The organism is Undibacterium sp. Ji42W, from assembly GCF_049340405.1.
Classification (GTDB): Bacteria; Pseudomonadota; Gammaproteobacteria; order Burkholderiales; family Burkholderiaceae_D; genus Undibacterium.
In genome coordinates, this window is sequence record NZ_JBMPOV010000001.1 from 391,782 (window position 1) to 406,421 (window position 14,640).

Annotated in this window: 14 protein-coding genes and 1 riboswitch; of the genes, 9 read left to right on the forward strand and 5 right to left on the reverse strand. The window is 49.9% G+C overall.

From position 1 onward, the window contains the following. Nucleotides 1-109: 109 nt before the first annotated feature. Nucleotides 110-301, reverse strand: a riboswitch (FMN riboswitch). 464 nt (nucleotides 302-765) lie between these two features. The 7 genes from ACO0LG_RS01885 to cobA are packed head-to-tail and all read left to right on the forward strand — an operon-like array spanning nucleotide 766 to nucleotide 7,546. Further along, nucleotides 766-1,539: a sulfite exporter TauE/SafE family protein gene (locus tag ACO0LG_RS01885; protein WP_423022772.1), complete on the forward strand. Its 774-nt coding sequence runs from the start codon at nucleotides 766-768 to the stop codon at nucleotides 1,537-1,539. Between the two features lie 49 nt (nucleotides 1,540-1,588). Then, entirely contained in the window at nucleotides 1,589-3,295 is a 1,707-nt protein-coding gene (locus ACO0LG_RS01890; protein ID WP_423022774.1) for a nitrite/sulfite reductase, read from the forward strand. Between the two features lie 28 nt (nucleotides 3,296-3,323). Next, nucleotides 3,324-3,845: a DUF934 domain-containing protein gene (locus ACO0LG_RS01895; protein ID WP_423022776.1), complete on the forward strand. Its 522-nt coding sequence runs from the start codon at nucleotides 3,324-3,326 to the stop codon at nucleotides 3,843-3,845. Continuing rightward, nucleotides 3,842-4,555 carry a phosphoadenylyl-sulfate reductase gene (locus tag ACO0LG_RS01900; protein WP_423022778.1) on the forward strand — a complete coding sequence of 238 codons (714 nt, stop codon included), beginning with the start codon at nucleotides 3,842-3,844 and terminating at the stop codon, nucleotides 4,553-4,555. Before ACO0LG_RS01895 ends, ACO0LG_RS01900 begins: the two co-directional genes overlap by 4 nt. Nucleotides 4,556-4,568: 13 nt before the next feature. Beyond that, entirely contained in the window at nucleotides 4,569-5,504 is a 936-nt protein-coding gene (gene cysD / locus ACO0LG_RS01905) for a sulfate adenylyltransferase subunit CysD (protein WP_423022780.1), read from the forward strand. Then, entirely contained in the window at nucleotides 5,504-6,820 is a 1,317-nt protein-coding gene (locus ACO0LG_RS01910; RefSeq protein WP_423022782.1) for a sulfate adenylyltransferase subunit 1, read from the forward strand. The genes cysD and ACO0LG_RS01910 overlap by 1 nt, the downstream gene beginning before the upstream one ends. A gap of 3 nt (nucleotides 6,821-6,823) precedes the next feature. Continuing rightward, nucleotides 6,824-7,546 (forward strand): uroporphyrinogen-III C-methyltransferase, encoded by a 723-nt coding sequence (gene cobA, locus ACO0LG_RS01915; RefSeq protein WP_423022784.1) that lies wholly within the window; start codon nucleotides 6,824-6,826, stop codon nucleotides 7,544-7,546. 34 nt (nucleotides 7,547-7,580) lie between these two features. Here cobA and ACO0LG_RS01920 read toward each other — a convergent pair whose 3' ends face one another. From ACO0LG_RS01920 to lptF, 4 genes are all read right to left on the reverse strand, one after another. Beyond that, entirely contained in the window at nucleotides 7,581-8,348 is a 768-nt protein-coding gene (locus ACO0LG_RS01920; RefSeq protein WP_423022786.1) for a substrate-binding periplasmic protein, read from the reverse strand. Nucleotides 8,349-8,447: 99 nt separating this feature from the next. Continuing rightward, nucleotides 8,448-8,819 (reverse strand): sirohydrochlorin chelatase, encoded by a 372-nt coding sequence (locus ACO0LG_RS01925; RefSeq protein ID WP_423022788.1) that lies wholly within the window; start codon nucleotides 8,817-8,819, stop codon nucleotides 8,448-8,450. Beyond that, nucleotides 8,819-9,952 (reverse strand): LPS export ABC transporter permease LptG, encoded by a 1,134-nt coding sequence (gene lptG / locus ACO0LG_RS01930; protein ID WP_162041764.1) that lies wholly within the window; start codon nucleotides 9,950-9,952, stop codon nucleotides 8,819-8,821. Before lptG ends, ACO0LG_RS01925 begins: the two co-directional genes overlap by 1 nt. Next, a complete protein-coding gene (gene lptF / locus ACO0LG_RS01935; RefSeq protein ID WP_423022791.1) occupies nucleotides 9,949-11,082 on the reverse strand; it encodes an LPS export ABC transporter permease LptF in 1,134 nt (377 codons plus the stop codon). Before lptF ends, lptG begins: the two co-directional genes overlap by 4 nt. 50 nt (nucleotides 11,083-11,132) lie before the next feature. Here lptF and ACO0LG_RS01940 point away from each other — a divergent pair, with 50 nt between their 5' ends. Next, nucleotides 11,133-12,641: a leucyl aminopeptidase gene (locus ACO0LG_RS01940; protein ID WP_423022793.1), complete on the forward strand. Its 1,509-nt coding sequence runs from the start codon at nucleotides 11,133-11,135 to the stop codon at nucleotides 12,639-12,641. A gap of 96 nt (nucleotides 12,642-12,737) precedes the next feature. On the opposite strand, the gene ACO0LG_RS01945 is transcribed toward ACO0LG_RS01940, so the two are convergent. Next, complete coding sequence (locus ACO0LG_RS01945) at nucleotides 12,738-13,556, reverse strand: hypothetical protein (protein ID WP_423022795.1); 819 nt, start codon at nucleotides 13,554-13,556, stop codon at nucleotides 12,738-12,740. Between the two features lie 307 nt (nucleotides 13,557-13,863). Between ACO0LG_RS01945 and xth the strand changes: the two genes are divergently transcribed. After that, the gene (gene xth / locus ACO0LG_RS01950) at nucleotides 13,864-14,628 is read left to right on the forward strand and encodes an exodeoxyribonuclease III (RefSeq protein ID WP_423022797.1); all 765 of its coding nucleotides are present in this window, start codon (nucleotides 13,864-13,866) and stop codon (nucleotides 14,626-14,628) included. Nucleotides 14,629-14,640: the final 12 nt, after the last annotated feature.

Here is a 14,640-nt window from a genome sequence, read left to right on the forward strand (position 1 = left end):
ATTGAAACGCTCCGGCAAAAGTAAATGTGCAAAAGACGTTTCAGGGAGCAAAAAACGAATAGCCAGACGCAAGCGCCCCACGGCAGAAGCCAAAGGCGCTTTACATGAGGCGCATCTTCTCTCATCCGGACTATGACCGTCGGCCCTGGAATCTCACCAGATCTGCTGACCTTGCAAACCGCTGCAAATTGACTACAGCTATTTTTACTGCAAGCGCTCGCGGGCTTGTTCACTCGCATTACCAGGGCAATGCTGTGAATTTACCGCCGGTGGGGAATTACACCCCGCCCTGAAGACGTACAACCTACCGATATATTCGGCCAGTGAATTATACGCAAAAATAAAATGACTGCTTGAACAGGCTCAAGAGCAAACCTCAACTATCTCTAAATACGAAAAACATATATGAAAAGAAGAATTATCGAAATATTGTTTGAATTGCCTCGCATTTCCACAAGGCAACAACTATGCTTGTTTGTAAAGAAGCTTGCCAACTCCCTCACACATTTCGTCGCAATATGTTTCTGCTTAGATACGCGTAAATTTTTCAAGCAGTGTCAAGTCAATAAAAACACATCAAAAAGTGCAAGCTGCCTTGCATAAGTTAACTCTGAAACAATTAATTTTTATTTTACGAATTAAACTAAAGGCAATAGCAGTCTAGCGACTTTATATATATCAAATACGTATATAAGCAAATGAATACTAAGTAGTTTGGAATAAAGCCTGAATTCATTACGATGCACTTACTTTGCGCGAGGCGACATGACGTTAACCTATATATTTTCGGGATTTGCAGTAGGCACCCTGGTTGGTTTGACGGGCGTAGGTGGCGGCTCGCTGATGACTCCCTTGCTGACCTTGCTGTTTGGTGTATCACCAACAGTGGCGGTTGGCACCGACCTCGCCTTTGCCTCGATTACCAAGGCCGCAGGCACCTTCACACACAGATTGCGCGGTACAGTTGAGTGGCATGTGGTGCGCCTGCTTTGTTATGGCGCACTGCCCGCTGCCGTTGTTGCCACGCTATTCCTTAAGAATTTTGGTGCGCTGGATAAAGAAATTGGTCAACTCATACGCTATTCCATTGCTGTTTCAGTCTTGCTGACCGTGGTTGCTTTGCTGTTCAAGGGCAAAATGTTGAATTGGCTCAACAAGCATCCTGAAAAGCAATTGCAAGGAAGGAATCTGGCGATTGCGACCATAGTCTCCGGTGCGGTGCTGGGCACACTAGTGACCATTTCTTCCATAGGTGCCGGTGCAATAGGTGCAACTTTACTGGTCATGCTGTATCCACGCATGTCCGCTGCCCACATCGCAGGCACAGATATCGCCTATGCTGTACCTTTGACAGCCATTGCTGCTTTTGGTCACTGGTGGCTGGGCTCGATAGACTGGGTCTTGCTGGGCAGCCTGCTGATAGGCTCTTTGCCTGGCATTACTTTTGGCTCGATGGCGGCACGCGCCGTACCAGAAAAATTTTTACGTGGCCTGTTGGCAACCACTCTGACTTTGGTTGCTGCCAAGCTTGTCCTTTGACTCTATTTGCAATCGCGTACTTACAGACGCATTTTATGGATAATTAAAGATGTATCGTTACGACCAGCACGATCACCAAATCATCAAGGAACGTATTGCACAATACCGCGATCAGGTAACGCGTCGACTTTCCAATGAATTGTCAGAAGAAGAGTTTCTGCCTTTGCGTTTGCAAAACGGCTTATACAATCAGCGACATGCATATATGTTACGTGTTGCCGTGCCTTACGGCATGCTGTCGTCAGACCAGATGCGTAAATTTGCTTATATTGCACGCGTATATGATCGCGGCTATGGGCATTTTACGACGCGACAAAATATCCAGTACAACTGGATCAATCTGGAAGACTCGCCAAAGATTCTGGAAGATCTAGCGACTGTAGAAATGCATGCCATCCAGACTTCTGGCAACTGCATGCGCAATATCACTTCAGACGAGTTCGCCGGTGTGGCGGCTGATGAAGTGATCGACCCCCGCCCTTATGCTGAAATTTTGCGCCAATGGACTACCTTCCATCCGGAATTCGCCTATTTGCCACGTAAATTCAAGATTGCCATTAACGGTGCACTGGAAGACCGTGCTGCGATAGCTGTTCATGACATAGGCTTGACCGTGGTCCATAACGATGCCGGTGAAGTTGGCTTCAAAGTCATGGTTGGCGGTGGCATGGGTCGCACGCCTATTTTAGGCAGTGTGATTCGTGAATTTTTGCCATGGCAGCATGTGATGACTTATCTGGAAGCCATTCTGCGTATCTACAACCAGCACGGACGACGTGACAACAAATACAAAGCGCGCATCAAGATCCTTGTGAAAGCCATCGGTGCTGATGTGTTTGCCAAACAGGTTGAAGAAGAATGGGCCGATATCAAAGACGGCCCGGGCACATTGACACACGAAGAACTGCAAAGGGTAGCCTCGTATTTCAGTACACCAGCGTACCTTGATTTGCCAGCTAGCGATGCTGCCTTTGAACAGCACAAGACAGACAACAAGGCATTTGCCAACTGGGTCAAACGCAATGTCAAACCGCACAAGGTTGCTGGTTATGCCAGCGTGGTTTTGTCCTTGAAAAAACCTGGTGTTCCGCCTGGTGATGCGACAGCTGGCCAAATGGATTTTATGGCTGGCCTGGCAGATCGTTATAGCTTTTCAGAGCTGCGCGTCACGCATGAGCAAAATATCGTGCTATCCGACGTACAGCAATCTGCGCTATTCGCCTTGTGGCAAGAAGCGAAAGCACAAGGATTGGCAACGCCAAACATTGGCCTGCTGACCGATATGATTTGCTGCCCGGGTGGCGATTTCTGCTCGCTGGCGAATGCTAAATCGATCCCGATCGCATTGGATATTACGGACCGTTTTGCCGATCTTGATTACTTGCATGACATTGGTGACCTTGAATTGAACATGTCTGGCTGCATCAATGCTTGCGGCCATCACCACGTCGGCAATATCGGCATACTTGGCGTGGACAAAGATGGTAGCGAGTTTTACCAGGTATCCATCGGCGGTGCGCAAGGGAATAGTTCTGCCATAGGCAAGATCATAGGCCCCTCTTTTTCTGCGGGCCAAATGCCGGAAGTGATAGAGCGTATCGTTCAGGTCTATATCCGTGACCGTATTGAAAATGAGCGTTTCATCGATACTGCGCAACGCCTTGGTATCGCGCCATTTAAGGAATATGTTTACGCAACCCCGATCAAAACAACAGAGCATCATGGCGAAGACGCTGGCTCTGTAGTCAGTTATTGATCACCAGGGCTTATTGAGAAAGTGCATGATGCGAGAAATCATTAAAGACAAAACCATAGTAAGCGATGACTGGACAGTATTGCGCCTGGCAGAAGATGAGACACCGGATGCCATCGACGTACCTGCTGGCAAGATCATCGTGCCATTGAAGGTCTGGCTATTACAACGCGAAAGCCTGCTGAAACGCACTGATCTGGCTGTGTGGTTCAGCAGTGATGAACAAGCCAAAGATTTAAAGGAAGATATCAGCCGCTTCAGCATGCTGGCAGTAGATTTCCCTAAATTTTCAGATGGCCGTGGTTATTCTATCGCCTATAACCTGCGCTCACGCCTTAACTTCACTGGCGAATTGCGCGCCATCGGTGACGTTTTGCGCGACCAGTTGTTTTATATGCAGCGCGTCGGCTTCAATGCGTTTGCCACACGGGAAGACAAGAGTATCCACGACGCCATCAAGGGCCTGACTGACTTTTCTGAAAAATACCAGACCTCATGGGATGAAAAAAATCCCCTGTTCCGTCGTGCGGAGCGTAGTGGAGCTGAAGTATGAGTGATTTTCAGGAGCGTCTTGCGGCAACGCAGGCTATATTGGAAAGAATCGCCAACGACTTTGAGCCAGCCGTGTTTGCATCCAGTCTGGCAGCAGAAGATATGGTGTTGACTGACCTGATTTTGCGCAAGAAATTAAATATCACGATTTTTTCGCTGGAAACCGGACGCCTGCATGCAGAAACCCTGGGCATGCTCGATAAAGTCAAGGAAACCTATGGCACAGAAATCAAGCTGTTCAAACCGGATGCAGCCGCAGTAGAAAATTATGTCAGCCAGCATGGCCTGAACGCCTTTTACGACAGCGTGGAAATGCGCAAGGAATGCTGCCGCATACGCAAGGTAGAGCCTTTGAAACGCGCCCTGGCAGGCAACAAGGCTTGGGTCACCGGCCAACGCCGCGCACAATCGGCAACACGTAACGAGCTGGCGATCCAGGAAGACGATGCAACACAAGGGCTGCAAAAGTTTAATCCTTTGGCAGATTGGTCAGAAGATGACGTCTGGCACTATCTCAGGAGCAACAATGTGCCTTACAATCCTTTGCACGACAAAGGTTATCCATCGATAGGGTGTGAGCCCTGTACCCGTGCGATACAGCCGGGTGAAGATGTCAGGGCTGGTCGCTGGTGGTGGGAAAACCCGGATTCAAAAGAATGCGGCCTGCATGTCGTTGATGGCAAACTGATCCGAATTAAACAAGCTGTCTGAAGAAGAACAAATCATGAATACTGTCGTGGAAAACCATTTTATTGATGCTGCGAGCAATCGCCACCTGGATTGGCTGGAATCCGAAGCCATTCACATCATGCGCGAAGTCGCGGCTGAATGCAGCAACCCTGCCCTGCTGTTTTCCGGCGGCAAAGACTCTATCGTATTGCTGCGTCTGGCAGAAAAGGCTTTCCGCCCAGGTAAATTCCCTTTCCCGCTGGTGCATATTGATACTGGCCATAACTTCCCTGAAGTCATCGCCTTCCGCGACAAGCGCGTGGCGCAACTGGGTGAACGTCTGATCGTTGGTTCTGTAGAAGAATCGATACGCCGTGGCACAGTACGCCTGCGCAATCCGGCAACGGACTCACGCAATGCGGCGCAAGCCGTGACTTTGCTGGAGACCATCGCTGAGCATAAATTTGATGCCTGCATAGGCGGTGCCCGTCGCGATGAAGAAAAAGCCCGTGCCAAGGAAAGAATATTCTCTTTCCGTGACGAATTCGGTCAATGGAATCCGAAAGCGCAACGCCCGGAATTATGGGACTTGTACAACACCCGTGTTCACGCTGGTGAAAATATGCGCGTGTTCCCTATTTCCAACTGGACCGAGCTCGACGTCTGGCAATACATCGCCCGCGAAAAACTGGAATTGCCAGAAATTTACTTTGCCCATGAACGCCAGGTCATCCCACGCAATGGCTTGCTGGTGCCACTGACGGATTTGACTCCTCCGCGCGATGGTGAAACGGTAGAAACGCAGGTCGTGCGCTTCCGAACTGTGGGCGATATCTCCTGCACCTGCCCAGTGTCTTCTGACGCAGCGACGGTAGAAGCCATTATCGCAGAGACGGCAATTACTCAAATTACAGAACGTGGCGCCACACGCATGGATGACCAGACATCAGAAGCATCGATGGAAAAACGTAAAAAAGAAGGATATTTCTAATGAATGCCGTAGAACAATTGACTGCCGCAGTCGGTAAAGAACGTGGCCTGTTGCGCTTCATCACGGCCGGCTCTGTTGATGATGGCAAAAGCACTTTGATCGGTCGCCTGCTGTTTGACAGCAAGGGTATTTTTGCTGACCAGCTCGATGCCATTTCACGCGCCAAACACAAGCGCACGGTTGGCGACACTATCGATCTGTCCCTGCTGACAGATGGGCTGGAAGCCGAACGCGAGCAAGGCATCACCATCGACGTGGCCTATCGCTATTTCGCCACGCCGAAGCGCAAGTTCATCATTGCCGACACACCTGGCCATGAGCAATACACACGCAATATGGTGACTGGTGCCTCGACAGCGGATGCGGTAATCATTCTGATCGACGTCTCAAAGGTCAAGCTCAATGATGATGGTACTGTCGATTTACTGACGCAAACCAAACGCCACTCTACCATTGCCCATCTGCTGCAAATAGAGCATGTGATTGTTGCTGTCAACAAGATGGATCTGATCGACTATGACCAGACGGTGTATGACCGCATTGTAGCTACTTATCAGGCATTTGCAGATCAGCTTGGTTTGAAAAACATCCGCCCTATCCCCTTGTCTGCCCTGGCGGGTGATAATGTGGTGACCGCCAGTGACAAACTGGCCTGGTATAACGGTCCGACGCTGATAGAGTTGCTGGAATCCTTAAGCGTGTATGACGCCTGCCATGATGAGCCATTTCGATTCCCGGTCCAACTGGTAGCGCGCCACAATGGCCACGAAGCGAATGATTTCCGCGGTTATATGGGGCGCATAGAAGCAGGCAAGGTCAGCAAAGGCGATAAACTACTGGTGCAACCTGGGAGCCAAACCGCCACGGTCAAAGACATTTTGACACTGGATACATCACTGGCTACTGCGGTAGTAGGCCAGTCAGTGACGATCTTGCTGGATGAATATGTCGACATTTCACGCGGCGACATGCTGGTAGGTGTTGACCGCCCGGCGACGCTGCTGAAAACCGTGAAAGCAGATTTGTGCTGGCTGTCAGAAGATGCGCTGGATCTGCGTCGCAAATACTGGCTCAAGCATACCACCAGACAAGTTGCTGCCAGGGTCACTGGCGTAGATACACTGCTTGATATCAATACGCAAGAACGCCGTCCTGCCGACAGCCTTAAGCTTAATGATATTGCGACGGTCACGCTGAACGTAGCACAGGCACTGGCAGTCGATGATTATAAAGACCTGCGTTCTACTGGCGCATTCATCCTCATTGATGAAGTCACACACCAGACAGTGGCAGCCGGCATGATACATCTGGCCTAATACATGCAAGAGGCTCAGGGCAAGGTTTATCTGATAGGTGCAGGCCCAGGCGCTGCGGACCTGATTACGGTACGTGGCGCCCGTCTGCTAGCACTGGCAGATGTTGTACTATATGACGCCCTGGTCACAGCAGAGATGCTCGATCTTTGTCCGCAGGCGATGAAAATCTCTGTGGGCAAGCGCAGCGGGCAACGCTCTGCTGCACAAGAGCATATCAATCAGCAAATGCTGGAATGCGCAGCGCAATATGCCCTTGTAGTTCGCCTCAAGGGCGGTGACCCCATGCTGTTTGGCCGTGCCGATGAAGAACTGACTGCACTGGAGTCGGCAGGCATAGAGTACGAAATCGTACCTGGCATTACCACTGCACTGGCCGCTGCTGCCAGTGTCAGGCAACCGCTGACCAAGCGCGGCGTAGCACGCAGCGTCGCTCTATTCACCTCCAGCACAGCACCTGGTGAAAGCGCAGATACCCGCATTCCAGAATGTGACACCCTGGTACAGTATATGGGTGGCAAGGAAGCCACACTGACTGCGCAACGCATGCTGGCTGCCAATTTCCCCAAGGATTTGCCAGTCGTCATCATAGAAAATTGCAGCCGCCCTAATGAATGCAGCCAAGCGCTGAGTCTGGATGAATTATCTAAAGGTCTGCCCATCAGCACTGGGCCGGTATTAGTAATGATGGGTGAAGCAATGCGGGCTCGTACTGGCAAATCATCGTGAGAACAACGACAACCCACAGACCCCACAGACGAGGCTAAGGGGGCAACCGCACACCAAGCCTGCGTGCCATCAGTTGCAATATCCCACCATCCCGCAGTTGCTCATACAATTCGTCGTAACGCAGGCGTAATTGCTCACAATTGGCATTTTTACAGTAAGCCAGATAACCATCCTGCATATCCATAAAGGGTTCTAGCATTTGCAATTCATTGCTGATGCCCAGGGTCTTGATGATTGCTTCGGCATTGCGCATATTACCGGCCAGATAATCGACGCGCTTTGCCAGCAACATATTGAGGCCATTGGTCAGGGTATTCGCGACAACAGGTTTGATGGTGGCGCGCAGGTTCTCAAACTGGGGACCATATACCCAGCCGTTGATAACACCAAGTTTAAGACCGGGCATGCTGGCATAATTGCCATCCCAGTTCAGGTCTGAGCCTTTGCGTATATACAAGGCCATGATGTCGCGATAGAACGCACGTTTGGCAAAGCCATATTTACCTTCTCTTTCTGCGGTTTTATAAGGGCCAATCAGTATCTGCGCCTGCTCATGTTCGACCATCCATTGCGCTCTGGCCCAGGGGTAAATTTCGAATTTGACTTCATCCCCATTTTGTCTTGCAAGCGCACGGATGATGTCGGCACCCAGCCCAGTGAATTCGCCACTGGGAGTGCGTTCAAATACATTGGCGAATTCTGTACCGACAGCCAATACTTGGCCAGCGTGAGCCGACGTGACAGGCAGTGCGAAAACAAGTGCCAGCAAGGCAATTGAAAATACTGTTTTCAATTGGATCATACTTTTTCCTGCAGTCGGGGTCAGCACAGAAATAGCATTATTGATGAACTATTGATGAGCAATAACCTTGCACTCATTTATCAGGAATAGCAACAGCCTTCATAGCAAATTGAGGCAATAATCACGTATAGCCTGCAAAACCGTTTCATCTTCGCCAACGGCATTTGCCACCTTGAATTGCAAGCCAGGATGGCTTGCACGTATCGCCTCTGCCAGTAATGGTAAATCCCGCAAGACATGACCGCCCTGCCCCAAAAACACAGGGACCAAAGTGATACTTGCACATCCGTCTGCAACCAGTTGCGCGGCCAGTTCAGGCAGTGATGGCGTCATGAACTCCAGAAATGCGAGAGCAACGTTGACGTCTGGTAAATTAGCTTGCGTCATGCTTTGCAGGCGCTGGAAAGGCGCAGCCCAGCGCGGGTCGCGGGCACCGTGGGCAAACAGGATAAGGGCTGATTTATTCGCCATCAGTTTCTTTCAACATAACGCAGCCCTAGCGAGGCTATGATAAGGAACAGGATACTCGGCACCACCGCAGTCACCAGCGCAGGCCAGGTATTGAGCAAGCCGACATGGGAGAACAGCGCATTGATGAGGTAAAAAGTCATGCCTATCATAATGCCACTGAAAATTTTCAGACTGACGCCACCACTGCGCACATGCAGGTAAGCAAACGGTAGCGCCAGCGCCATCATGACCAGCGCCGCAAATGGATATGTGATCTTTTTCCAGAAGGCGATTTCATAGCGCTCACCATCCTGTTTATTATCTGCCAAATGCTTGGTGAACGCGGCCAGATCGGTTGCCGACATGCGGTCAGGGTCAGCAAACAACACTGACAGGATATCTGGCGTGACTTCGGATACGACATCACGGCTGGCCAGCTTCTCGCTCTTGACAGCTGCAATATCTTCACTGGTCAAGGTTTTAGGAAAAGAAGTTTCTATCACGTCAGAAAGACGCCAGATATTCTTGCCCATGTATTCAGCATCCGTCGCTGTCATTTCGCGCGACAGATGGAAGTTTTTATCAAACTCAAATATCTTGACGCTCTTCAAATGGCGGTTCGGCAGGATTTCTTTGACATTCAAAAAACGGGAACCGATGATGTCACCAGTCAAACCATTTTCCCGCACCAGGTCCTTGGTCCACAAGCCGGTACGAAATTCCTGTTCCAGTGATTCGCCGATGGCGCTGAGTTTCATTTTTTCGGCAAACTTGCTGGAAACCGGTGAAATGACTTCGCCGAACAAGAAGGTCAGCAAAACAAATATCATGCCTATCTTAAGCAGGATACTACCCGCCATCATAGTGGACATGCTTGACGCACGCATGATGGTGAATTCAGAATTGGAAGCAAACTGTGCCAGTACATAAATCGTCCCTATCAGCACTGCAATAGGCATGAATTCGTAGATACGGCCAGGCCAGCCCAGCAACACATAAATCACTGCATGCTTGAGCTGATAGCCTCCCCTGTTCACCGAGGACTGTAATTCATTGACGAGATCGAAGAAGGAAAACAAGGCCAGCAAAGCCAGCATGACGAACAGGACTGAGCGTAATATCTCAACGCCAAAATATCTTTGTAAAATTTTCATGCTGGGCACTTTTCCTTACCGCGCAAACCTGATTTAAAACGTACCCACAACATCAAAGGGTGCCAGCGGCTATTCACTTTCAAACGCCATAAAAACATACAGAGAGTCAGGACAGCCACAAACAAATGATGTGGCCACCAGGCCATGCCGAAACTGCTGCGCTCCTGCACCACCAGCGCCTGCAGGATATTCGTGACGGACAGGTAGATCACCACCAGTAACAGCGCAACGATCAGATTGGCAGAACGCCCGACACGCGGATTAACATAGCCCAGCGGGATAGCCAGTAGCAGCAAAACTGCGCACATCAACGGCAAAGATATGCGCCATAACAATTCGCCGAACTTGGTACTGTCAAGATTTTCCACCAAAGCTGTCAAGGGCATGGATTTGGCTGATTTGTCCCCGGCGATACTGGCATTCTGGCTGGAGATCAACACACCATATTTCTCAAACTGCATCATCTGAAAATCAGGTGCGGTTGGCACACCATCGTAGCGCCGCCCTTTGCTCATGACCAGGAACTTGTCGCCAGCCTTGTCGATTTCTACCATGCCTTCTTTGGCAACAACTATGCTGGATCGGCCATCTTTATAGGTATTGATGAAAATGTTTTGTACTTTACTGAGATCTCCGGCCACTTCTTCGACAAAGAAAATACGGTCAGACGATGCGGACTCCTGGAACTTGCCCGGTGCCACCTTGGCAATATCAGAGCGCTTCTCAAATCGCTCGCGGAACTCCACATTCTGTTGATTGGCCCAGGGAGTGACAATAAAACTCAATAAGCCAGTCAGAATGACAAGCGGGCCACCAAAGCGCAAAACTGGCTTGATCCATTGAGTCAGGCTCAGGCCAGAGGCAAACCAGACTACCATTTCAGAATCCTGGTAACTGCGGGTAACTACTAGCAAGACCGAGATAAAACCGGTCAGCAACAGCAAGATGTGCATGTTCATCAATGCGGTAAAGCCAATCAGGGCAACCACGTCAGCGGACGCCACCTTGCCCCCTGCTGCTTTTCCAAGGATGTTAATAAGCATCACCGAGATCGTGATGGTGAACAGAGTTGTGAAGACTGCGCCGGCGGCACTGTTTAATTCACGTCGAAGCGCGCGCTGAAAAATCATGAGTAGGATTATAATGTCTGTTTTACGAGACTTACAAAGAGGAGTAATACGTGGACTTTAGCATAAAAACAATCGACGCAAAAAGTGCCTCGACTGCCCATAAAGCAATTAAGACAGGCTGTATCGTCGTTGGCGTCTATGAAAACAAGAAACTTTCTGCCGCTGCAGCAGGCCTGGACAAGTCCGGCGACATCGCCGCCGCCCTGAAATCTGGCGATATCACAGGCAAAGCGGGAACATCCCTGCTGTTGCGCAAACTGGCTGATGTCGCTGCAGAGCGTGTATTGCTGGTAGGTTTGGGTGAAGAAGCAACAACCGTAGGCGAAAAAGCCTACAACCAGGCTGTGCAGGCTGCTGCCCGCACCCTGGCTGGTTTAGGTGCCAATGATGCAGTGATCGCCCTGCCTGCGGTCAAAGACCGTGATCTGGGCTGGTCCATCCGCGCCACCGTCCTGGCTTTCCGCGAAAGCATTTTCCGTGCTGACGGCCTGAAAAGCAAAAAAGACACATCCACTGCTGGCGTCAAAAAAGTCGCCATCGCAGTTGCAGCCACAGAAGCTACTGCCGCCAAAAATGCACTGGTACAGAGTGAAGCCCTGGCCAATGGCATGGATTTGACCAAAGAACTGGGTAACCTGCCACCTAATATCTGCACGCCTACTCACCTGGCCAATACTGCCAAGAAAATCGCTACCGACTACAAAATGGTAGTTGAAGTGCTGGACCGCAAACAGATACAAGCCCTCAAAATGGGTAGTTTCCTGTCTGTCACCAATGGTACGGTAGAACCACCCAAGTTCATCGTGCTCAAGCATAATGGCGGCAAAGTCAAGGACGCCCCAGTAGTTTTGGTGGGCAAAGGCATTACCTTTGACTCCGGTGGTATCTCGCTGAAAGCCGGTGCTGGCATGGATGAGATGAAATACGACATGGGTGGTGCAGCTTCTGTACTGGGTACCATGCGCGCTATCGGTGAAATGAAGCTCAAGCTGAACGTCATCGCCGTTATCCCTACTTGCGAAAACATGCCTTCCGGCAGCGCCACTCGCCCTGGTGACATCGTCACTTCCATGTCTGGCCAGACTATCGAAATCCTGAATACGGATGCTGAAGGCCGCCTGATCCTGTGTGACGCCCTGACTTATGCAGAACGCTTCAAGCCAGCAGCCGTAGTCGACGTTGCGACGTTGACTGGTGCTTGCGTAACTTCCCTGGGTCATCATAACTCTGGCCTGTTCACCCGCCATGATGAAGCGCATGACCAACTGGCAGCAGAATTGCTGGCAGCTGGCAAGCAAACTGGTGATACCGCGTGGCGCATGCCTATCGAAGAAGCGTACAACGAGCAACTGAAATCCAATTTTGCAGACATGGCAAATATTGGCGGCCCAGCCGGTGGCAGTATCACGGCAGCCTGCTTCCTTGAGCGCTATACCAAGAAATACACCTGGGCTCATCTGGATATCGCTGGCACAGCCTGGAAATCCGGTGTAGCCAAGGGTTCCACTGGCCGCCCAGTGCCTTTACTGACGACATTCCTGATCAATCGCGCAGGCTAATGTAAGGCTGGTAGGCGTTCTGAGTCGAATAAAAGCGGGGGCCTGGTTTTAATCAGGTTTCCCGCTTTTTAAATTATCCTCTGGGTGATTTGTACTTTATGGCTTAAACCAAAGCTCAGTGCGACTCAAGGGCATATTTGCCGGATTCAGGAAGGGATTTTGCAACTCCAGCACTGTTCTTTGTTTAAGTCCGGCTTTCTGTATCGAGCTTTGATGGTATTTCAGGAAAAGTCTCTCGAATTGGCCATTACGGATTAATATCTCAAGGCCATTTGTCAAGTCTTCAGCAAACTGACGCTTGGCAGGGGCGACAAAGAAATAATAGGCAGCAGGATAATGCAGGGCGATATCCTGGCTAATTATGAGGTTTTTACTTGCGTGTACCTCTTGTTCCTTCCAGATTTCCATGACAGACCTGGGGAAATAATCAAAGCGGCCAGCTTCCAGCATACTGAAAAGCGCCTCATAGGAATTTGCCTTTTCAACTTTCAGACCGTTGTTTTCAAGAATTTTTACATCCGGCCAATCCAGCTCTTGCCCAGCCGAATAATTCTCTATGTCGCGCAAGGTCTTGATGGCTTTGAACATTTGCCGGTTTTCACTGATAACGAAGGGGGTCCTCCAGCCCAGCAAACCCTTGTCGATGGGTATCTTGATGGCGATCAGATTTTTCTCCCTCTCGTCAGTAGACATGCTCCACAAGAGATCAACCTCGCCAGTGCCATTTTTCATTTCATGCACAGCCCTGCCCTGCTGCATGGTCGCCTTGCTGGGTAATAGCTGGTATTTGCGGGGTGAAAAGGCGAGTGCTTCAGTCAAGAGCTCATTGACGTAATCAAGATGGCTGTCTACCTTGGCTGCGGGACGCGGATAGCGTATGAATGTAGTATCTGCAAATGCTACGGATCCGCTCAAAAAGAAGATGGCACTAAAGACAATAATGAAATAATTGACCATGGCAAATAAAAAAGCAGCTACGTTGATGCATTTTAGTATCTTTCCAAAACGAAAGAAGTTTAAGCGAATGGAGAAACGTCAACGATTGAAAAGTCCCGTTTTGAGTGTGAATGCACGCAACACTTTTGTGATCTACATCGCCAGCATTATCAATTCACAACATCGTATAATGTGGGTCAAATCCATAGTCATTGCTACAACAGGGATTTTTCTCTGTCTTTTCCTGCAAAAATACCACCCACCCGCATAGATCAAGATCAATCATATGAAATTAGTCACATGGAACGTTAATTCCCTCAAAGTCAGACTCCCGCAAGTCTTACAGTGGCTAGAAACCAATCCTGTGGATGTACTTTGCATACAGGAAACCAAGCTCACTGATGACAAATTTCCACAGGCCGAGATAGAAGCGGCAGGCTACCACGTCGCTTTTACAGGCCAAAAAACTTATAACGGTGTAGCGATTTTATCGAAGCACGCGATGACGGATATTCAAAAGAATAATCCACAGTTTGAAGATGAACAGCAACGCATCATTGCCGCCACCATAGAAGGCATACGCGTCATTTGTGCTTATGTGCCGAATGGACAGGCGCCGGATTCCGATAAGTTCCAGTACAAGCTGACATGGTTTGCAGCGCTGGAAAACTGGATCAGGGAAGAAATGACACGTCATCCAAAACTGGCGGTATTGGGCGACTACAACATCGCCCCCGAAGACAGGGACGTACATGATCCCGCAGCCTGGGTGGGCATGAACCTGGTGTCACCAGAGGAAAGAACTGCGCTCAAGAACCTCATTGCACTTGGATTGAGCGATAGCTTCCGCCAGTTTGAACAGGCAGAAAAATCCTTTAGCTGGTGGGATTACCGTGCCCTCGGCTTCCGCCTGAACAAAGGCGTACGCATTGATCACATCTTGCTGTCTGCAGAACTTGCAAAGCAATGTACCTCCTGCGTGATAGACCGGGTACCACGCAAGTGGGAGCAACCATCGGATCATGCCCCGGTGATTGCTACCCTGGCTTAAGTTTAGTCAAAA